This is a genomic window from Roseateles agri (genome assembly GCF_034043675.1).
In the GTDB taxonomy this organism is placed as follows: domain Bacteria; phylum Pseudomonadota; class Gammaproteobacteria; order Burkholderiales; family Burkholderiaceae_C; genus KK5.
Window position 1 is genome coordinate 461,714 of record NZ_JAXCLA010000006.1, and the last position, 19,703, is coordinate 481,416.

At 69.4% G+C, this 19,703-nt stretch carries 20 protein-coding genes; 9 read left to right on the top strand and 11 right to left on the bottom strand.

Annotated features, from left to right (window positions below; all coding sequences use genetic code 11):
- Positions 1-6 precede the first annotated feature (6 nt).
- Together SNE35_RS20000 and tadA are read right to left on the bottom strand one after the other, a co-directional pair.
- Positions 7-963: an LD-carboxypeptidase gene (locus tag SNE35_RS20000; protein ID WP_320424764.1), complete on the bottom strand. Its 957-nt coding sequence runs from the start codon at positions 961-963 to the stop codon at positions 7-9.
- Entirely contained in the window at positions 960-1,538 is a 579-nt protein-coding gene (tadA, locus tag SNE35_RS20005; protein ID WP_320424765.1) for a tRNA adenosine(34) deaminase TadA, read from the bottom strand. Before tadA ends, SNE35_RS20000 begins: the two co-directional genes overlap by 4 nt.
- A gap of 36 nt (positions 1,539-1,574) precedes the next feature.
- Here tadA and SNE35_RS20010 point away from each other — a divergent pair, with 36 nt between their 5' ends.
- Complete coding sequence (locus SNE35_RS20010) at positions 1,575-2,591, top strand: DUF72 domain-containing protein (protein ID WP_320424766.1); 1,017 nt, start codon at positions 1,575-1,577, stop codon at positions 2,589-2,591.
- Here the strand turns inward: SNE35_RS20010 and SNE35_RS20015 are convergent.
- The 6 genes from SNE35_RS20015 to SNE35_RS20040 all read right to left on the bottom strand — a co-directional run bounded on the left by SNE35_RS20015 (position 2,582) and on the right by SNE35_RS20040 (position 8,020).
- Positions 2,582-2,809 carry a hypothetical protein gene (locus SNE35_RS20015; protein ID WP_320424767.1) on the bottom strand — a complete coding sequence of 76 codons (228 nt, stop codon included), beginning with the start codon at positions 2,807-2,809 and terminating at the stop codon, positions 2,582-2,584. The genes SNE35_RS20010 and SNE35_RS20015 overlap by 10 nt on opposite strands.
- Before the next feature lie 39 nt (positions 2,810-2,848).
- Positions 2,849-3,943 carry a PepSY-associated TM helix domain-containing protein gene (locus SNE35_RS20020; protein WP_320424863.1) on the bottom strand — a complete coding sequence of 365 codons (1,095 nt, stop codon included), beginning with the start codon at positions 3,941-3,943 and terminating at the stop codon, positions 2,849-2,851.
- A gap of 4 nt (positions 3,944-3,947) precedes the next feature.
- Positions 3,948-4,721, bottom strand: a complete 774-nt coding sequence (locus SNE35_RS20025) for a TonB-dependent receptor domain-containing protein (RefSeq protein WP_320424768.1) — start codon at positions 4,719-4,721, stop codon at positions 3,948-3,950.
- A gap of 1 nt (position 4,722) precedes the next feature.
- Complete coding sequence (locus SNE35_RS20030) at positions 4,723-6,924, bottom strand: TonB-dependent receptor (RefSeq protein WP_320424769.1); 2,202 nt, start codon at positions 6,922-6,924, stop codon at positions 4,723-4,725.
- Between the two features lie 6 nt (positions 6,925-6,930).
- Complete coding sequence (locus tag SNE35_RS20035; protein WP_320424770.1) at positions 6,931-7,125, bottom strand: hypothetical protein; 195 nt, start codon at positions 7,123-7,125, stop codon at positions 6,931-6,933.
- Positions 7,126-7,195: 70 nt separating this feature from the next.
- Positions 7,196-8,020 (bottom strand): HDOD domain-containing protein, encoded by an 825-nt coding sequence (locus tag SNE35_RS20040; protein ID WP_320424771.1) that lies wholly within the window; start codon positions 8,018-8,020, stop codon positions 7,196-7,198.
- A 92-nt stretch (positions 8,021-8,112) separates the two neighbouring features.
- On the opposite strand from SNE35_RS20040, the gene SNE35_RS20045 reads away from it, so the two are divergent.
- The 4 genes from SNE35_RS20045 to arsH are packed head-to-tail and all read left to right on the top strand — an operon-like array spanning position 8,113 to position 10,372.
- Complete coding sequence (locus tag SNE35_RS20045) at positions 8,113-8,439, top strand: ArsR/SmtB family transcription factor (RefSeq protein WP_320424773.1); 327 nt, start codon at positions 8,113-8,115, stop codon at positions 8,437-8,439.
- A gap of 11 nt (positions 8,440-8,450) precedes the next feature.
- Positions 8,451-8,954 (top strand): arsenate reductase ArsC, encoded by a 504-nt coding sequence (locus SNE35_RS20050; protein WP_320424774.1) that lies wholly within the window; start codon positions 8,451-8,453, stop codon positions 8,952-8,954.
- 4 nt (positions 8,955-8,958) lie between these two features.
- Positions 8,959-9,636, top strand: coding sequence for an MIP/aquaporin family protein (locus SNE35_RS20055; protein WP_320424775.1), 678 nt, complete (start codon positions 8,959-8,961; stop codon positions 9,634-9,636).
- Complete coding sequence (arsH, locus tag SNE35_RS20060; protein WP_320424776.1) at positions 9,629-10,372, top strand: arsenical resistance protein ArsH; 744 nt, start codon at positions 9,629-9,631, stop codon at positions 10,370-10,372. The genes SNE35_RS20055 and arsH overlap by 8 nt, the downstream gene beginning before the upstream one ends.
- Before the next feature lie 19 nt (positions 10,373-10,391).
- Here the strand turns inward: arsH and SNE35_RS20065 are convergent, their stop codons facing one another.
- Positions 10,392-11,297 carry a LysR family transcriptional regulator gene (locus SNE35_RS20065; protein WP_320424777.1) on the bottom strand — a complete coding sequence of 302 codons (906 nt, stop codon included), beginning with the start codon at positions 11,295-11,297 and terminating at the stop codon, positions 10,392-10,394.
- 123 nt (positions 11,298-11,420) lie between these two features.
- Here SNE35_RS20065 and SNE35_RS20070 point away from each other — a divergent pair, with 123 nt between their 5' ends.
- From SNE35_RS20070 to SNE35_RS20085, 4 genes are all read left to right on the top strand, one after another.
- Positions 11,421-12,893, top strand: coding sequence for an NAD-dependent succinate-semialdehyde dehydrogenase (locus tag SNE35_RS20070; RefSeq protein ID WP_320424778.1), 1,473 nt, complete (start codon positions 11,421-11,423; stop codon positions 12,891-12,893).
- 101 nt (positions 12,894-12,994) lie between these two features.
- Positions 12,995-14,110: an alkene reductase gene (locus SNE35_RS20075; protein ID WP_320424779.1), complete on the top strand. Its 1,116-nt coding sequence runs from the start codon at positions 12,995-12,997 to the stop codon at positions 14,108-14,110.
- Between the two features lie 29 nt (positions 14,111-14,139).
- Positions 14,140-14,958 (top strand): substrate-binding periplasmic protein, encoded by an 819-nt coding sequence (locus SNE35_RS20080; protein WP_320424780.1) that lies wholly within the window; start codon positions 14,140-14,142, stop codon positions 14,956-14,958.
- Complete coding sequence (locus tag SNE35_RS20085; RefSeq protein WP_320424781.1) at positions 14,955-16,541, top strand: methyl-accepting chemotaxis protein; 1,587 nt, start codon at positions 14,955-14,957, stop codon at positions 16,539-16,541. The genes SNE35_RS20080 and SNE35_RS20085 overlap by 4 nt, the downstream gene beginning before the upstream one ends.
- Here the strand turns inward: SNE35_RS20085 and SNE35_RS20090 are convergent.
- A complete protein-coding gene (locus tag SNE35_RS20090; RefSeq protein WP_320424782.1) occupies positions 16,510-18,090 on the bottom strand; it encodes a cation:proton antiporter in 1,581 nt (526 codons plus the stop codon). The two genes, SNE35_RS20085 and SNE35_RS20090, sit on opposite strands and share 32 nt — an antisense overlap.
- A gap of 36 nt (positions 18,091-18,126) precedes the next feature.
- Positions 18,127-19,701 carry a methyl-accepting chemotaxis protein gene (locus SNE35_RS20095; protein ID WP_320424783.1) on the bottom strand — a complete coding sequence of 525 codons (1,575 nt, stop codon included), beginning with the start codon at positions 19,699-19,701 and terminating at the stop codon, positions 18,127-18,129.
- Positions 19,702-19,703: the final 2 nt, after the last annotated feature.

The window sequence follows — 19,703 nt, forward strand, 5'->3', positions numbered from 1 at the left end:
GGTCGGTCAGTGACCGTGGTGATGATCGTGATCGTGGTGGCCGTGATGGTGACCCAGGTCCCAGCCGATGAAGGCATCGCGGCCGCTCACCAGCAGCTCCACCTTGGCGCCCACCGGCATCGTCACCATCGTGCGCACATGGCCGAAGGGCAGGCCGGTCAGGATCGGCGTCTTCGTCACCGCGCGCACGGCCTCGATCGCCTGCTTCAGGCCATAGCCGCGATCCAGCGGCGACTTCTTCCAGGCGCTGAACTCACCCAGCACCACGGCCTTCTGCGCATCGAGGATGCCGGCCTGCGCGAGCTGCAGCAGGTTGCGTTCGACCCGGTAGGGATGCTCGTTGACGTCTTCCAGGAACAGGATGCCGCCCTTGACCTTGGGCAGGTGCTTGGTGCCCAGCAGCGAGTTGACGACGCACAGGTTGCCGCCCCACAGCATGCCCTTGGCGCCCAGGCCATCGAAGCCGGCCTCGGTGCGGAAGCCCACCGCCTCCAGCGCGCCGCTCATCGCCTCGGTGAAGCAGTCCTGCGTCACGTCGTCGACACCGCCCTCCTCCTCGCTGCGGCCGAAGTCGGCCGCGGCCATCGGGCCGGCCCAGGTCACCGCGCCCTTGGCCTGGGCCAGCAGGCCCAGCTGCAGCGAGGTCAGGTCGCTGTGGCCGACCCAGCGCGTGCCGTGCTCGATGCTGTGCGCGATCAGCTTCCAGTCGAGCCGGTCCAGCAGGCGCGTCAGGCCGTAGCCGCCGCGCGTGGCCAGTGCGATGTCCGGCGCGGCCTTGGCAACGCGGTGGATCGCGGCTAGCCGGGCCTCGTCGTCGCCGGCGAAGCGCTGGTGCTTGGCCAGCGCGCCCTCGTCGACCGCGACCTCAAAGCCGAGCTTGCCGAGGCGCTTGGCCGCACGCTTCAGCGGCTGGGCCTGGGCGAGCACGCCGGCGGGGGTGTAGAGGGTCAGGGTCGTCGTCATGGCTTCGGATCTTCGTCGAGGTGGATGGCTTCGCCGGCCGGGATGGGGTCAAAGTTAGCCTGGGGGTCAGGACTTGCCGCACGGCGCGCGTCGCGCCGCTGCCGCGCCAGCTCGCGCCGCTCGGCGAAGAACTCGCGCAGCAAGGTCGCCGAGGCCTCGGCCATCAGCCCGCCCTCGACGCAGGTGTGGTGGTTCAGCGCCTTCTGCGCGAACAGGTCGATCACCGAGCCGGCCACGCCGGTCTTCGGATCGGGTGCCGCGAACACGACGCGCTTGAGCCGCGCATGCATCATCGCCATCGCGCACATCGCGCAGGGCTCCAAGGTTACGTAGAGCTCGCACTCGGGCAGCCGGTAGTTGCCCAGCAGGGTCGCTCCGTGGCGCAGCGCAACGATCTCGGCATGCGCGGTCGGGTCGTGCGTCGTGATCGGCCGGTTGTAGCCGGTGGCGATCACCTGACCGGCGCGCATCAGCACCGCGCCCACCGGCACCTCGCCGACGAGCCGGGCGTTCTGCGCCTGGTCCAGCGCGAGTCGCATCGCGTATTCGTCGGCGGGGGAAGGATCTTCTGTCATGGAGAAAATGAGCGGCTCGCCAGTGTATCTTTAGGCATGCAGGACACCTTGTTTCCCGAGGGCACGCCGCCACTGCTAACGCGCAAACCGCGCGGCATGGGCGTCCAGCCCCATCCTCCCGACGAAGAGCAGATCCGCCTCGCTGCCGCACTGCCGCCGCAGGTCCACCTGGGCGGCTCGACCTGGAGCTATCCCGGCTGGGCCGGCCACGTGTGGGACCGGCCCTACTCCGAGCAGATGCTGTCCAAGCGCGGCCTATCGGCCTACTCGCAGCAGCCGCTGCTGCGCGCCGTCAGCATCGACCGCAGCTTCTACCGGCCGCTCACCGCCGCGCAGTACCAGAACTACGCAGCCCAGGTGCCGGCGGACTTCCGCTTCACCGTGAAGGCGCCCAGCCTGGTCAGCGACGCGCTGGTGCGCGACGAGGACGGCCGCAGCCGGCGCGCCAACGAGGCCTTCCTGAACCCCGAGCTGGCGGTGCAGGAGTTCATCGCGCCTGCGCTGGAAGGCTTGGGCGCGAAGATCGGCGCGCTGGTGTTCCAGCTGAGCCCGCTGCCCGACGCGCTGCGTGATCGCATGCCCGAGGTGCTGGGCCGCCTGGAGGCCATGTTGCAGGCCCTGCCCTCGCTGCGCGACCGGGCGCCGGACGGGATCGTCGCCGTCGAGGTGCGCGACCCGGAGTTCCTGACACCCGACTTCGCCGCGCTGCTGCGCGCCGCCGGCGCCACCTACTGCCTGGGCCTGCACCCGAAGCTGCCCCCGCTGGAGGCCCAGCTGCCGATGCTGCGCGCGCTGTGGCCGGGCCCGCTGGTGTGCCGCTGGAATCTGCACCGCATGCACGGCCCCTACGGCTACGAGGACGCGGAGAAGCGCTACGGCGAGTTCGACCGTATCGTCGACCCCGATCCCGACACCCACCGGCAGCTCGCTCGCGTGATCCGCGGCACGGCCGCCGCCGGTCACAAGTGCTTCGTCACGATCAGCAACCACGCCGAGGGCTGCGCGCCGCTGACGATCCGCACGCTGGCGCGGACCCTGGTCGATCAGGGCTGAGCGTCCGACGCGCGGGAGGCGCCCTGCATCACGGCATCGTTGACCTGCTGGCCGATCGCCTGAGGGTTCGGCAGGCCGCCGGCACCCGCTTGACCCGCCTGCGATGCGGCCGACGCCGCGGGCCGGCTGGCGGCGATCTGCTGCGCCTGGTGCTTCATGTTGAACATGACGATGGCCAGCACAATGACCAGGCCCAGGATGCTCAAGGCTGCGCGCACAATGCTCTCGCTCCGCTGAAGTGATTCGTTAGCGTCAGTCTAGCGGTGCTTCTTCAGCCAGAGATACAGCCCGCTACCCAGCACAATGATCGTGATCAGGTCCAGCAGCGCCCAGGTCACCTTCATCGGCAGGCCGCCGTAGTCGCCGAAGTGCAGCGGCTGCGAGACCAGTAGCGCGCTGAGGTACCAGGGCAGCGCGGGCGCGGCGGTGAACTCTCCCGTGGCGGCATCCACCAGCACTGGCTGCAGCAGTTTGGCCGTCAGCGGCTGGTCGCCGCGCAGGAAGAAGGTGTTGTGGTGCGGGCTGGAGAAACTGGTGCCGGGGAAGGCGATGAAGGCCACGCGTCGGCCGGGCTCCCGGGCCAGCGCCACGTCCAGCGTCTTCTGCACCGGGCCGCGCGCGCTCTCGGGCACCAGCGGCGCCCCCTTGTACTGCGACAGCAAGGTGGTGAGCTGCTCGTTCTGCCAATACTGGACCATCAGCTCGGCCCAGGTGTTGATCATCCCGGTGGCGCCGACGACGAAGGCCCAGACCAGGGTCGTGATGCCCAGCAGGTTGTGCAGGTCCAGCCACTTGGTGCGCGTGGAGCGGTCGCGCCGCACCGCGCCGAAGTCCAGCTTGCGCATGAAGGGCGCGTACAGCACCACGCCGCTGACGATCGCGACCAGCAGCAGCAAGCCCATCAACCCGAGGAACAGCTTGCCCGGAAGCCCGACGAACAGATCGACATGCAGGCGCAGCATCAGGTCCATGAAACCTTCGCCGACGCGGAACTCGCCCAGCACCTGCGCCGTGCGCGCATCGACGGCGATCGACTTGAAGTCGTTCGTCGGCTCGGGTGTGGGCGTCAGCGTGATCGACCAGAGGTTCGGGTCATCCTCGGGTTGCGAGGCGAACTGGACGATGCGATCCGGGTAGCGGGCACGCGCGGCCTTCATCACCTCGTCGAGCGGGGCGTGCTGCGTCACGCCGGGCATCGCCGGAGCCTCGATCTCCTCGCCGAGCGCGTGGTCGATCTCGTGATGGAAGATCAGCGGCAGGCCGGTCAGGCACAGCAGCAGCATGAAGACGGTGCAGACCAGGCTGCTCCACTTGTGCAGCCAGGACCAGGTCTTCAGAGCTCCTTGGGACAGCACGTCAGAAGTCGGCGCTGAGGCTCAGCTTGATCGTGCGCGGCGCGCCGATCACCAGGTAGCCCTGCTCCGGGTAGCCGCCGGCGGACGCCCAGTACTTGCGGTCGGCCGCGTTCTCGATGCGCAGGCGCGCCGTCATCAGCGTGCGCTGCACTTCGAAGTTGTAGCGGGCACCGAGGTCGAAGCGCGTCCACGAGGGCACGGCCAGCGTGTTCGCGCTGTCCGCATAGACGCCGCCGGTGTAGACGACGCGGCCATCGAGCGCCAGGCCGTCGACGGAAGGCACGCTCCACTCCAGGCCCAGGTTCGCCAGCGTCTTCGCGGCACCCAAGGTGCGCTTGCCTTCGGTCAGCGCGGAGCCGGTGTCGTGTTGCGTCGTGTCCAGCAGGGTCAGGCCGCCGAGGATCTTCAGGTCGCGGGTCGCTTCGCCGAACACGTTCAGCTCCAGGCCGGTGTGGCGGTCGTAGCCCTGGGCGACGGTCGTGCTCTGCACCGGGCGCGGCTTGTTGGTCGTGAACAGCGCGGCGTCGAAGCCGATGCGGCCGGCGTCGTACTTGACACCGATCTCCTTCTGGCGCGAAACGTAGGGCGCGAGCTGGAAGGCGGCGCCGCCATTGATCGCCGGAGCCTCGATCTCCTCGCCGAGCGCGTGGTCGATCTCGTGATGGAAGATCAGCGGCAGGCCGGTCAGGCACAGCAGCAGCATGAAGACGGTGCAGACCAGGCTGCTCCACTTGTGCAGCCAGGACCAGGTCTTCAGAGCTCCTTGGGACAGCACGTCAGAAGTCGGCGCTGAGGCTCAGCTTGATCGTGCGCGGCGCGCCGATCACCAGGTAGCCCTGCTCCGGGTAGCCGCCGGCGGACGCCCAGTACTTGCGGTCGGCCGCGTTCTCGATGCGCAGGCGCGCCGTCATCAGCGTGCGCTGCACTTCGAAGTTGTAGCGGGCACCGAGGTCGAAGCGCGTCCACGAGGGCACGGCCAGCGTGTTCGCGCTGTCCGCATAGACGCCGCCGGTGTAGACGACGCGGCCATCGAGCGCCAGGCCGTCGACGGAAGGCACGCTCCACTCCAGGCCCAGGTTCGCCAGCGTCTTCGCGGCACCCAAGGTGCGCTTGCCTTCGGTCAGCGCGGAGCCGGTGTCGTGTTGCGTCGTGTCCAGCAGGGTCAGGCCGCCGAGGATCTTCAGGTCGCGGGTCGCTTCGCCGAACACGTTCAGCTCCAGGCCGGTGTGGCGGTCGTAGCCCTGGGCGACGGTCGTGCTCTGCACCGGGCGCGGCTTGTTGGTCGTGAACAGCGCGGCGTCGAAGCCGATGCGGCCGGCGTCGTACTTGACACCGATCTCCTTCTGGCGCGAAACGTAGGGCGCGAGCTGGAAGGCGGCGCCGCCATTGGTCGGTTGCACCGTGTCGCCCTGGCTCAGGCCCTCGATGTAGTTGCCGTAGAAGGACAGCTGCTTGCCGGCCTTGAAGACGGCGCCGACCACCGGGCTCGTGCGGCTTTCATCGTAGGGCGCGGCCAGTTGGTAGCCGAAGCCTTCGACATGCAGCCTCTGGTGCCGCGCGCCGAGGGTGACGAGCAGGCTGTCCTGCAGCATCGACAGCGTGTCGCCGATCGCGTAGCTGGTGAGGCGGGTCACGCCGGTCAGCGCAGGGTTGGCGAGGTCGCCGCCGTAGAAGGCGCCGGTCGGGTTCGTGGTGAAGTCATACGGCGCGCGGAACGCCGGCTGCTGGTCCAGGTAGGTCGGTGAGTACAGATTGGTCGACTGCGTGTTGTAGTAGTCCCAGACGTAGGCCGTCTTCTTGCGCAGCTGGAACGAGGAGGCGGTCGCCACCCATTCATGGCCGATGCTGCCGGTCTTGAACTTGCCGCGCAGGCCCAGCTCGCCGGTGTCCACCGCATCCTCGCGGGTGTTGTCGAAGCGCGAGGTATTGCCGTCGCCGTTCGCGGACGTCACCGTCAGGTTGGCCAGCGAGTTCGCCTCGGAGCTACGGCGCGCGCCATAGGCGACCCAGGCGGTCACCGCGTCGTTGATGTCGTATTCGCCGCGCAGGGTGCCGAAAGTGTCGCGCTCGTTCGAGTACGACCAGGGCTGGGCGAAGTTGGCGTCGCTGTCGGGCAGCTTGGGAATCGCGGTCAGGCCCTGCAGCGCCACGTTCGTGCGGGTGCGCTTGAGCTGGTTGTCCTGGTAGCCGAGGTCGGCGGATAGGCGCACGTCGCGGCTGTGCCAATCCAGCGCCACGTCGAGCAGGCCCAGCTTCGCATGCTCGTCGTGCACCGCCGTGCCGCCGTCGCTGTAGGCCGCGTTGATGCGGATGCCGGTGGACTTGTCGGGGCCGAAGCGGCGCGAGACGTCGGCGGAAACGCCGGTCTGGCCGCCGCTGGCCGTGCTGACGGTGACACGACTCAGGTCCTGGCTCGCGGCACGCTTGGGCACCAGGTTCACCGAGCCGCCGATGCCGTCGCTGCCCGGGCTCGAGCCCAGCAGGAAGGACGAGGCGCCGCGCAGCACTTCCACGCGCTCGAACAGCTCGGTCGCGATGTACTGGCGCGGCAGCAGGCTGAACAGGCCGTTGTAGGCCACGTCGTCCGAGCTCAGCAGGAAGCCGCGGATGAAGTAGGACTCCTGGAAGTTGCCGTAGCCGCGGGCCACGCGCACGCCGGCGTCGTTCTGCAGCACGTCGGCGACGCTCTTGGCCTGGCGGTCCTGGATCAGCTCGTTCGTGTACGCAGTGATCGAGAACGGCGTGTCGAGGTTGTCCTTGGTGCCGAGGATGCCGGCGCGGCCGCCGCGGGCCACCTGGCCGCCGGCGTAGGGCTTGATCAGGCCGTCCTTGGAGGCATCGGCGCTGGCGTTGACGACGACGGTCTCCAGCTTGGACGGCTCGGCCTTCGTGTCGGAGGCCTGCTGCGCGCGGGCGGCGGACAGGCTGAGGCAGCTCAGCGCGGCGGCCAGCGCCACCGGAGTGATCGACTTCTTCATGGGGTCTTATCGGGAATGAGAGGAGGAGGAACGCGTCCGCAGGCCGAACCAGGCCGTCACCGCCACGGGCAGGCCCAGCGCGAGCCACGACCAGGCATCGCCCCAGCCATCCGACACCAGGGCGCTGATGAGCCCGCTGGCGGTGAGCAGGGCAAGCGCCACGGGCCAGACCCAGAGCTTGATCAGGTTTGCGTTCGACATCCGCTCATTGTAAATAACAATTATTCTCAAATGAGCGAGCGGACCGAACCCGCCGGAAGGGAGCTGCCGCTCAGGAGAAGTCGCGCGCCTCGTCCGCCTGCGTCCAGGCGATCACGTCCTCGTCGCGCAGGCGCGCGGCGTCCTGCAGCCCGATCGCATCGGCCACGCCCTGCGGGAAGGACTCGAACAGCGCCGTGCCCTCGATGTCCAGCTCATGCGCGCGGGCGCTCCAGCGGGCCAGGTACAGCAGGCTGGACAGAGTCTTGTCCGACTCGCCATCCTGCGGGTTGCATTGATGGCGCACCGCCTCGACGATGGCCGCCGGAAACCGCCAACGCGCCGCAAAAGCCGCGCCGACGTCCGGCCAGGCGTAGCCCAGGTCGGCCATCTGCGCCGCATGGCGGCCGTCGTCGGTCGTGAAGGCCGGCTGCAGGCTGGGGCGATCGGGCATGGCCATGTTCATGATCAGGTCACCCACGCCGTGCAGAAGCCCCGCGGTGAAGGCCGTCCCCTTGTCCAGCCGCACCTCTTCGGCCAGCGACTGCGCGATCTTGGCGACGTCCAGGCTGTAGCGCCAGAAATCGACCATGTCCACGCCGGGAACCTGCCGGAAGGCGCCACCGACGGCAGCCGCCTGCACCAGCTGCCGCACGGCCGACACGCCGAGCATGGCCGTGGCCGTCTCGATCGAGCCGATGCGCTCCCCGCCGGCGCTGTAGCGCGCCGAGTTCACCAGGCGCAGGACGCGCACCGCCAGGCCCACTTCGCCGGCCACAAGCGGGACGATGCGGCGCGGATCGGGCTCGTCCTTCTGCAACTCACCCAGGATGCGGCTGACCGCCTCCGGTAGCGAGGGAATCAGCGCGTCGGTGGCAAGAAGATCCTGGAATTTCATGGGGCCTCCCGGATGGAAGGGCAATGGTAGCGCCGGCCCGATGCCGAGGTCGCGCGATTGCTCATCGTCAATATTTCCATTATTCTCGAAATATGGAAGAACCTGACGTCATTCGCGCCCTGGGCGCCCTCGCCCAACCCTTGCGGCTGCAGATCTTCCGGGCGCTGGTCGTCGTCGGCGATCCGGGCCTGACACCCGGCGCGATCCAGGAAGCACTGGCCGTTCCCGCGGCGACGCTCTCGTTCCACCTGAAGGAGCTGCTCGCCTCCGGCCTCGTGAACCAGGAGCGCGCCAGCCGCAACCTCATCTACCGCGCCAACTACGAGCGCATGAACGGCCTGCTGGGCTACCTCACCGAGAACTGCTGCCAGGGTGCTCCTTGCGCCGTGGACGGCAAGGCCGCGTCCTGCGGCTGCTGAAACTCCCCGTCATGACCATCAACGTGCTCATCCTCTGCACCCACAACTCCGCCCGCAGCGTCCTTGGCGAAGCCATGCTCAATCACTGGGCGAAGCGGCTCGGCAAGAACGTCCGCGCCTTCAGCGCGGGCAGCGCACCCAGCGGTCGCATCAACCCGCTGGCTCTTGAAGCGCTGCACGGCGCCGGCGTGGACACCACCGGCTATCGCAGCAAGAGCTGGGACGAGTTCACGGCGCCCACCGCGCCACTGCTGGACATCGTCATCACCGTCTGCGACAGCGCCGCGGCGGAGTCATGCCCCGTCTTCCTCGGCGGCGCGGGCCAACCGGTGAAGGCTCACTGGGGCTACCCCGACCCGTCCGATGCCGAAGGCGGCGATGACGGCAGGCGCCGCGCCTTCGAGCTGACGCGCCAGGCGATCGGCTACCGCATGCTGCAGTTGCTCCAACTGCCGCTCGCCTTGATGGATAGAGCGGACCTGCAGCGAGCCCTGGGCGAGATCGCCCGCAGCTGACGCGATGGACCTGCCCCGCAAGCTCTTCGCCGAAGCGCTCGGCACGGCGCTGCTGCTGGCCGTCGTCATCGGCTCCGGCATCATGGCCGAGCGCCTGTCTGGTGGCAACGCGGGTCTCGCGCTGCTGGCCAGCACGCTCGCCACGGTCGGCGGGCTGTACGTCCTCATCGAGGTCTTCGGCCCCGTCAGCGGCGCCCACTTCAATCCGGCGGTCAGCACCGTCATGGCCTGGCGCGGCGAGCTGGCCACGGCGGCACTGCTGCCCTATGTCGTGGCCCAGCTGTCCGGCGCCGTGCTCGGCGCCTGGCTCGCACACGCGATGTTCGACATGAGCCTGCTGCAGTTCTCGACCCAGGTGCGCAGTGGCACGGGCCAATGGATCGCAGAAGGCGTCGCCACCTTCGGCCTGCTGCTGGTCATCCTGCGCGCGCCCGCTGCGCGCGTGTCCGCGATGGTGGCGGCCTACATCGGCGCGGCCTACTGGTTCACGGCCTCCACGTCCTTCGCCAACCCGGCCGCCGTGGTCGGCCGCATGTTCAGCGACAGCTTCGCCGGCATCGCTCCCGCCAGCGCGCCGGGCTTCGTCATCGCGGAGTTCGTCGGCGCGGCTCTCGCGGTCGGCGTGCATCGGCTCCTGTCGCCCGCCCCGCCATCGTCATCGACTCCCGCACACCATGTCTGAACGACTCTTCCCCGACGCCACATTCCCGGCCCTCGACACGGAGCTGCTGGATGTCCCCAGCCAGGAGCAGCTGACCGCGCCCGCCGCCTCCGAGCACCCGCCACGCATCCTGCTGCTCTACGGCTCGCTGCGCGAGCGTTCGTACAGCCGTCTGCTGAGCTTCGAGGCCGCGCGACTGCTGGAGGCCATGGGCGCGGAGGTGCGGATCTTCAACCCGTCCGGCCTGCCGCTGCCGGACGATGCGCCTGACACCCATCCCAAGGTCCAGGAACTGCGCGAGCTGGCCACCTGGTCGGAAGGCATGGTGTGGTGCTCGCCGGAACGGCACGGCGCCATGACCGGCATCATGAAGGCGCAGATCGACTGGATTCCGCTGTCCACCGGCTCCGTCCGCCCCACCCAGGGCAAGACGCTGGCGGTGATGCAGGTGTCCGGCGGCTCGCAGTCCTTCAACGCCGTGAACCAGATGCGCGTGCTGGGCCGCTGGATGCGGATGCTGACCATCCCGAACCAGTCTTCGGTTGCCCAAGCTTATGCCGAGTTCACGGAGGACGGGCGGATGAAGCCCTCCGCCTTCTACGACCGGGTCGTCGACGTGATGGAGGAGCTGATGAAGTTCACGCTGTTGACGCGCGACCGAGGCCCCTACCTGCTGAACCGCTACAGCGAGCGCAAGGAGAGCGCCGCGGAGCTTGCGAAACGGGTCAAGCTGGGCGCCGCGACCGGGCTCGCGTAGAACAAGCGCCGCTCCCGCTTCAGCGCGCCACGACCGAGCCGACGATCCGGTGGCGCCGCGCGGTCGAGATGAAGTTCTTGACCGCTTCGGACGTCTCGTTCCGCCGTGAGCCGAGGCGGGTCCAGGCCATCGGCCGCTCGCCGCTGATCGGCAGGTAGACCACGCCCTGCGCGCTGATCTGCGAGAGCGCCTGGGGCACGACGGACACGCCGAAGCCGGCGCCCACCAGGTGCACGAGCGAGGGAATGTCCGGCGCCTCCTGGCCCAGCTTCGGGCTGAAGCCCGCCTGCTGGCAGGCGCTGATGATGGAGTCGTAGAAGCCCGGGCTGGTCGCACGCGGGAACAGCAGGAACGGATCCTTGGCCAGGGCCGCGAGGCCGGTGTCGCGCTGTGCGGCCAGCGGGTGGCCCTCCGGCACCACGGCCACCAGCGGCTCCTCGACGATCAGCTCGGAGGCCAGCCCGTCATCGTCGAACGGCGCCCGCAGGAAGGCGACGTCCACCCGGGCCTCGTGCAGCGCGTGGACCAGCTCCGCCGTCACGCTCTGGAACGGCGTCAGCACGACGTTCGGGTAGCGCTCGCGGAAGTCGCAAATGATCTGGGACACGACCGGATTGAAGTAGCTCGCATTGCTGAAGCCGACCCGGATGTGCCCGCTGGTGCCGCGCGCCAGGCCCTGGACGGCGGCCTTGGTGTGCTCCACCTGGTTGAGGATCAGGCGCGCCTCCTTCAGCAGGAAGACGCCGGACTCGGTCAGCTCGACACCCCGCGTCAGGCGGCGGAACAGCTTGGTGCCCAGCTCATCCTCGAGCTGCCGGATCTGCTGGCTCAGCGGCGGCTGCTGGATGCCGAGTCGGGCCGCCGCGCGGGTGAAGTGCAGTTCCTCGGCGACGGCCAGGAAGTAGCGCAGGTGTCGGAGTTCCATGGCTCATCATATTTTTTCGATACTGAAGAGGCAACCTCCATATATTGGACAAACAGTCAGTGCGCCACCAAACTGGAATCCAGACGCGAAACCACTCGCGGCAACCCATCTGGAGCACTGAACATGACGACGACCCACACGCTGGAATCCATCAAGACCGCCGGCTGGCTGAAAGAGGCCAACCTGATCGGCGGTCGCTGGGTGCAGGCCGATGACGGCAGCAGCTTCGACGTCGAGAACCCCGCCAACGAGGCCCGCATCGGCGTGATCCCCTGGGTCGGCGTTGCCGAAACCCGCCGCGCCATCGATGCCGCACAGGCGGCCTTCGTCGACTGGTCGATGACCACCGCGGCCGAGCGGGCCGAGAAGCTGCACCGCATGGCCGCGATCGTCCGCGACAACATCGACGCCCTCGCCGCGATGCTGACGCTGGAGCAAGGCAAGCCGCTGGCCGAGGCGCGCAACGAGATCAAGCTCGGCGCCGACTACATCCAGTGGTTCGCCGAAGAAGCCCGGCGCATCAACGGGGAGATCGTGCCCTCGCCCTGGAAGGATCGGCAGATCCTGGTCACGCGGGAACCGGTGGGCGTGGTCGCTGCCATCTCGCCCTGGAACTTCCCGTTCTCGATGCTGTCCCGCAAGGTCGCGCCGGCGCTGGCCGCGGGCTGCACGATCGTCATCAAGCCCTCCGAGTTCACGCCCTATTGCGGCCTGCTCTACGGCGTGCTGGCGGAACTGGCCGGCATCCCCGCGGGCGTTGTCAACGTGGTGACGGGCGACGGCGCCGTGGTGGGCGGCGAGCTGAGCCGCAACCCGCTGGTGCGCAAGCTGACCTTCACCGGCTCCACCCGCGTCGGCAAGCTGCTCTACAAGCAGTCGGCCGAGACGATGAAGAAGCTCTCGCTGGAGCTGGGCGGCAATGCGCCGACGATCATCTTCGACGACGCCGACCTGGACCTCGCGGTGCAAAACGCCATCGGCAGCAAGTTCCGCAACAGCGGCCAGACCTGCGTCTGCACCAACCGCTTCTACGTGCAGGACGGCATCTACGACGAGTTCGCCCGCCGCTTCACCGAGCGGGTGCGCCAGCTGAAGGTGGGCAACGGTTTCGACGAAGGTGTCGAGCAGGGCCCGCTGATCAACCTGGCCGCCGTGAAGAAGGTCGAATCGCACGTCGAGGACGCGCGGCGCAAGGGCGGCCAGGTGCTGCTGGGCGGCAAGCGGCATGCGCTGGGCGCCACCTTCTACGAGCCGACCGTGATCGCCGACGCCACGCCGGACATGCTGATCGCCAGCGAGGAAACCTTCGGCCCGGTCGCCGCACTGTTCCGCTTCAAGGACGAGCAGGAAGCCATCGATGCCGCGAACGCCACCGAGTTCGGCCTGGCCGCCTACTTCTACACGCGGGACCTGGCGCGCACCTTCCGCGTGGGCCGCGCGATCCAGAGCGGCATGGTGGGGGTCAACGCCGGCGTCATCACCACGGCCGAGGCGCCCTTCGGCGGCGTCAAGGACAGCGGCATCGGCCGCGAAGGCTCGACCCACGGCATCGAGGAATACCTGAGCCTGAAGTACCTGGCCGTCGGCGGCCTCTGAGGCACTGAGCTGTCTTTTCACCCGCGAGCCCGGAGCCGTCCGGGTCGAGCCGCAGCATGCCTGAAACGTTCCCGCATCTTCATCATCCAGGAGTCATCACCATGAGCACCGTCTCTTCATCGCCCAACCTGTTCTCCCCCACCACGGTCGGCGCCATCCGCGTCACCAACCGCATCGTCATGGCGCCGCTGACCCGCTCGCGCGCCGGCGCGGACGGCGTGCCTTCGCCGCTGGCCATCGACTACTACCGCCAGCGTGCCTCGGCGGGCCTGATCATTTCCGAGGCCACCAACATCTCCGCGCAGGCCCGCGGCTACGCCTTCACGCCGGGGATCTTCACCGAGGCGCAGGTCGCCGCCTGGCGCAAGATCACCGACGCCGTCCACGCCGCCGGCGGCAAGATCGTCAACCAGCTCTGGCACGTGGGCCGCGTCTCGCACGCCGACCTGCACGGCGGCGAGCCGCCAGTGGCCCCCTCCGCGATCCAGGCCGGCGAGCTGGTCTACCTCGAATCGCGCACGCAGGCGCCGCCGTCGATGCCGCGGGCGCTGCGCACCGACGAGATCCCGCTGATCCTGCAGGACTACAAGCACGCCGCGCAATGCGCGCTGGAAGCCGGCTTCGATGGCGTCGAAGTGCATTCGGCCAACGGCTACCTGCTGGAGCAGTTCGTCCGCGACAGCACCAATCTGCGCAGCGACCGCTACGGCGGCTCGCTCGAGAACCGCCTGCGCTTCCCGCTCGAAGTGGTGGAGGCGGTGGCCGAGATCTGGGGCCCGCATCGCGTCGGCGTGCGGCTGTCGCCGCTGACCCGCTCGGCCGGCGCGATCCCGCTGGACAGCGACCCGCAGGCCACTTACGGCCGCTACGCCGAGCACCTGGGCGAGCTGGGTCTGGCCTACCTGCACTGCGTGGAGGGCCAGACGCGCGGCGCCAACGAGGCCAGCGGCTTCGACTTCAAGGCGCTGCACCGCGCCTTCGGTGGCCGCTACATCGCCAACAACAGCTATGACCGCCAGATGGCCATCGATGCGGTCGCTTCCGGCCATGCCGACCTGGTCTCCTTCGGCCGGCCCTTCATCGGCAACCCGGACCTGGTGGAGCGGCTGCGCCTGGGCGCACCGCTGGCCGAGGCCGACCGGGCGCACTACTACGGCGAGGGCGCCGAAGGCTACACGGACTATCCGGCGCTCGGGTCCCTGACCCCCACTGCCTGAGCCGGCCATGCATTGCCAGGAGTCTCCTCATGCTCGCTCTTCTGCTCCGCCTGCTGGCGGCCCTTCCGATAGCGCTGTGCCTGACGGCTGAGGCGGCCCCGCCTCGACCGCTGCGCCTGGTCACGCGGCAGTTCCCGCCCTACTCCTTCGCCAGCGCGGACGGGCAGCCCGCCGGCCCGATGGTCGAACTGCTGCTGACAGCCTGCGCCGAGGCCGGGCAGGACTGCCAGGTGAGCCTGATGCCATGGCGGCGGGCGGTGGGGGCCGCCGAAGCCGGCGAGGTGGACGGCATCTTTCCGGTGGCCGATTCGCTGGAGCGCCGGGCCGGCTTCGAGCTGAGCCCGGATGTCGTCCGGGGCCGCTACGTGCTGTTCGCCCGCGCCGGCCAGAACCCGTGCCCGGGCCGCGACGTGGCCGGCCGCACGATCGCCACCTTCGGCCCCTCGCAAGCCAGCAGGACCTTGCGCGAGGTGGCCGCGGCGATGCCCAGCGCACGCATCGAGATCGAGCCGGACCAGCATGTCGTCGTGCGCAAGCTGCTTGCCGGCCGCTACGGCCCCCATGGCCTGGCCCTGCTCAACGACGTCGCCGCGCGCCATCAACTGCCCGAGGCAAATCGGAAGGATCTGCAGGCGGTCGAGTTGATCAAGGAGTTCGACTACGTCTACGGCTTCGTGCCGGGCCGGATCCCGCCCGGATTCTCCGCACGCTTCGCCGCGGCCATCAACGAGATGTGCCGCAGCGGCCGCACCGCAGCGACCTTCAAGCCCTACGGACTCACCGTTTCCGACTGCGAACCCGCCTCGATCCCGAGGCTCCCTTCCCACAGACAAGAGGCATCCCGATGAAATTACTCGATGACATCTCCGTCTCCAGCAAGCTCTGGGGACTGACCCTGGCGCTCGTCGCGGGACTGGCGACCAGCGCCTTCGTCACCCAGCGCATGCAGGCCCGCGCCGCGGACGAGGCGATGGCCCGCCTGCAGGACTACGACGGCCGCATCGTCGATTCGATCCAGTGGCGGCGCCTGGTCGAGACCAATGTCCAGCGCGTGATCGCGATGGCCGTCAGCCAGGATCCGGTGCTGGAGCGCAACTTCGAGCGCAAGAGCGCGGAGGCCATCGCGGCGATCGCCGCGATGCAGAAGCGCGTCGTCGAGAAGGCGACGTCGGAGGCCGACCGCAAGCAGCTCGACGAGATCGCACGCCAGCGCGTGACGGTGCTGGCCGCGGTCGACAAGAGCAAGCACTTCGACAACCGGGCGGGCGCCGATGCGGCCGGCCAGGCGCAGGCCTTCGTCGACAGCGAGCTCAACCCTGCGGTCGAGCACTACCTGAAATCGCTGGAGGACTTCGGGCAGCTGCAACAGGCCCAGCGCGAACAGGCGCTGGCGGAGGTGCAGGCCGCCGAGCGCCGCGCGAGCCGCACACAGCTGGCCTTGACGGTGCTGGCGGCCCTGGCCGGCCTGGCCTTCGCGGCGGCCGTGGTGCGCTCGATCGTCCGCCCGCTGCGGGAGGCCGTGGAGATGTCGACAGCCATCGCGGCGGGAGACCTGACGGTCGACGTCGCCTCGCAGCGGCGCGATGAGCTGGGCCAGATGCTGCGATCGATGCAGACGATGGTGGCGCGGCTGCGCAGCATCGTCAACGAGGTGCGGTCCGGCGTCGATGCGGTCGGCACCGCGTCCTCGCAGATCGCCATCGGCAACGTCAACCTCAGCCAGCGCACCGAGGAGCAGGCGGGCAGCCTGCAGCAGACCGCCGCCTCGATGGAACAGCTGACCTCGACCGTGCAGCAGAACGCAGACAGCGCCGCCGAGGTCTCGCGGATCGCCACCGGTGCGGCCGAGGCCGCCCTGCACGGCGGCGAGGCGATGCGAGAGGTCGTCGACACGATGAACGGCATCCAGACCGGTGCTCAGCGCATCGCCGAGATCGCCACCGTGATCGACGGCATCGCGTTCCAGACCAACATCCTCGCGCTGAACGCCGCCATCGAGGCGGCTCGCGCCGGCCCGCAGGGACGCGGCTTCGCCGTCGTGGCCGGCGAGGTGCGCGCGCTGGCCCACCGCTCGGCGGCCGCGGCCAAGGACATCAAGGGCCTGATCGACGTCAGCGTCGCCGACGCCGCCTCGGGCTCGGAACGCGTGCGTCAGGCGGCCTCGGCGATCGAGCGGATCGTGCAGCAGGTGCAGTCGGTCAACGGCCTGATCCAGGAGATCTCGACGGCCAGCCACGAGCAGGCGCGCGGCGTCTCGGAAGTCGGCGTGGCGATCTCGCAGCTCGACACGATGACGCAGCAGAACGCGGCCCTGGTCGAGGAGTCCACCGCCGCGACCGAGAGCATGGCCGAGATGAGCGTGCGCCTGGCGGGCGCGATGTCAGCCTTCCGGTTGGAAGCTACTCCAGCGCATCCGCATTCGCGGCCCTGAGCGGGTCCGAGACCTCCAGCCAGTCGAGGTCGTTCTCCAGCGTGTGGAAGGCGTCGTCGCCGATGCTGCCAGCATCGCGCATCGCCAGCAGCACCTGGCGGGCGGCCTGCAGCGCGGCGGTGTAGTGGCTGTCGTACTCCGCGCCGAAGCGGGCGAAGGGGCTGTCCGCGCCATGCAGCGGGCGGCCCAGGTGCATCTTGAGGTTCTTGCGCACCAGCTCCATCACCGGGGAACTGCCCGGCTCGCCGGCAGGCAACTGCGCGAAGGCGGCCTCCAGCATCCGCTGGCGGGCCTCTTCCTCCTCGCGCGCCACCGGGTCGCCGTCGTGCAGCTTCAGCGCGCGCAGCAGCGGCTTCAGCGTGAGGCCGTGGATCAGCAAGGTGCCCAGCACGACGAGGAAGGCCGTCAGCACGATCAGCCCGCGGCCCGGGAAGTCGGCCGGCAGCGCCAGCGCGGCAGCCAGCGTGACGATGCCGCGCATGCCGGCCCAGGAGATCACCAGCCCGCTGCCCACGGTCGGCTGCAGCATCGGCCGCGGCGGGCGGAAGCCATGGCGGTTGTCGCACAGCCTCAGCACCGCGTTGAACGTCATGTGCCAGGCGACGCGCACGGCGATGACGGTAGCCAGCACAGCGGCGGCGACGCCGAGGTACTGCTGGCGCATCTCCGGCGCCAGCTCCACCAGGATCGGGCGCAGCTGCAGGCCGATGAAGATGAAGGCGAAGATGTTCAGCGCGAACACCACCGTGGCCCACACCGCGTTGGTCGGGATGCGGACGCGCGCCGGCACGCGCGCCGGGGCCAGGCGCGCCAAGGTCATCGCGAAGCAGACGGTGGTGAGCACGCCCGACAGCCCCAGATGCTCGGACAGCTGCCAGACGCTGAAGGTGCCGATGAACTGCAGGATGATGGCCGTGGGAATGTGCTGCACCCGCTCCAGCAGGCGCTGCGCCAGCCAGCCGAGCGCCGGACCGGCGACCAGGCTGCCCAGCACGGCCAGCAGGAAGCTCGGCGCCATGGCCTGCATCAAGAAGCCGTCCGCAGCCACGGCACCGACGGCCCCGCGGTAGATCAGCAGCGCGCTGGCATCGTTCAGCAGGCTCTCGCCTTCGAGGATGCCCAGGATGCGCTGCGGCGGGCGCAACGGTCGCAGCACCGCCGTGGCGGCCACCGCATCGGGCGGGGCCACGATGGCGCCCAGTGCGATGGCGGCGGCCCAGGGCACGGTCGGCACCATCGCGTGGACCACCGCGGCCACGGCCGCCGTCGTGAGGCCCACCGCCACGATCACCAGGCTTGCCAGCGGCAGCCAGTTGTCGCGCAGGTCGCGCATCGAGGCGTCGTAGCCGGCATCGACCAGGATGGGTGCCACGAACAGCGCCAGCACCAGTTCGGGCGGCAGGCTCAGGCTGGGGGCGCCGGGGATCAGCGCCAGCAGCGCGCCGCCGATGGCGAGGAACACGGGATACGGAGCGCCAAGCCGCCGCGCGGCGGCAGCCAGCGCGACGGCGGTCAGGAAGAGGACGAGAACTTGTTCAAGAGCCTGCATCGCGCGGAGTATGGCGCGATCAGGGCAGTAACTGACTCAGGCGTAAGCCGCCGTGCCGGTCTTGAACACTGCGATGGTCTGCATCAGCGCCGCGGCTTGCTGGCGCAGGCTCTCGGTGGCGGCGGCGCTCTCCTCGACCAGCGCGGCGTTCTGCTGCGTGCCGCGGTCGATCGCCGCGACGGCCTGGTTGACCTGGCCGATACCGCTGCTCTGCTCGCCGGCCGAGGCCTGGATCTCGCCGATCAGGTCGGTCACGCGGCGCACCTGGCCGACGATGTCGTTCATCGTGCTGCCGGCCTCGCCGACCAGCGCGCTGCCGGCCTGCACCTTGGCCGTGCTGGCCTGGATCAGCTTGCGGATCTCCTTCGAGGCCTCGGCGCTGCGCTGGGCCAGGATGCGCACCTCGCCGGCCACGACCGCGAAGCCACGGCCCTGTTCGCCGGCACGGGCCGCTTCCACGGCGGCGTTCAGCGCCAGGATGTTGGTCTGGAAGGCGATGCCGTCGATCACGCCGATGATGTCGGCGATGCGCTCGCTGGACTCGGCGATCTCGCCCATCGTGCTGACGACGCGCTCGACCACCTGGCCGCCGCGGCCGGCCACCTCGGCCGCCGAGCGGGCCAGCTCGCTGGCCTGGCGGGAGTTGTCGGCGGCCTGCTGGACCGTGCCGGTCATCTGGTGCATCGAGGCGGCCGTCTGCTGCAGCGCCGAGGCCTGCTGCTCGGTGCGGCTGGACAGGTCGACGTTGCCGGTGGCGATCTCCTTGGAAGCGTTGGCGATGCCGTCGGCCGAATCGCGCACCTGGCTCACCATCGTGGACAGGCTGTCGTTCATGCCCTTGAGCGCTTCCAGCAGCTGGCCGGTTTCGTCCTGGCGGTCGACCTCGATGGTGGAGCGCAGGTCACCGGCGGCCACGGCGCGGGCCAGTTGCACGGCGCGGTTCAGCGGGCGGGTGACGGCGTTGCTCAGCAGCCAGCCCATCGCGATGGCGGCCAGCACGGCGGCGCCGCTGGCGATCATCATCACCAGGCGGTCCTGCTGGTAACCCGCGGTAGCCGCGGCGGTGCGCTGCTCGGCCTGGCGTTCCTCGTAGTCGATGAAGGCGGCGGTGGCCTTCAGCAGCGAAGCCAGCAGCGGGCGGCACTCGGCGTTCATCTTCGCGACCGCAGCTTCCTGCTGGCCGCCCAGCACCTTGCCGACGATGTCCAGCGCGACCGGGCCGTACAGGCCTTCGACGCGCTCGATCTCGGCAACCAGCTCGCGGTCGCGGTCGCCCAGGTCACCCGCCTTGGCCAGCGCCTGGCGCAGATGGGTGATCGTGTCCTGCACGTCCTGGTGGGCCTGCGTGACCACAGCCTTCTCGGCCTCGCGTTCGGGCGAGTTGCCCAGCAGCACGAGGTTGCGAGCCGCGATGGCGCGACGCTGCGCGGCGGCGCGGATGTCCATCGCCAGGTGCTCGCGCTGGCCGACGCCTTGCAGGTAGTCGGCGAAACGGTCGTTGGAGCGGCCGAGCGACTTGAGCGCCAGCAGCGAGACCAGCAGCACGACGGCGGCCAGCAGGGCGAACGCCAGCATCAGCTTGGCGCGCATGGGCAGGTTGCGGAAGTTCATGG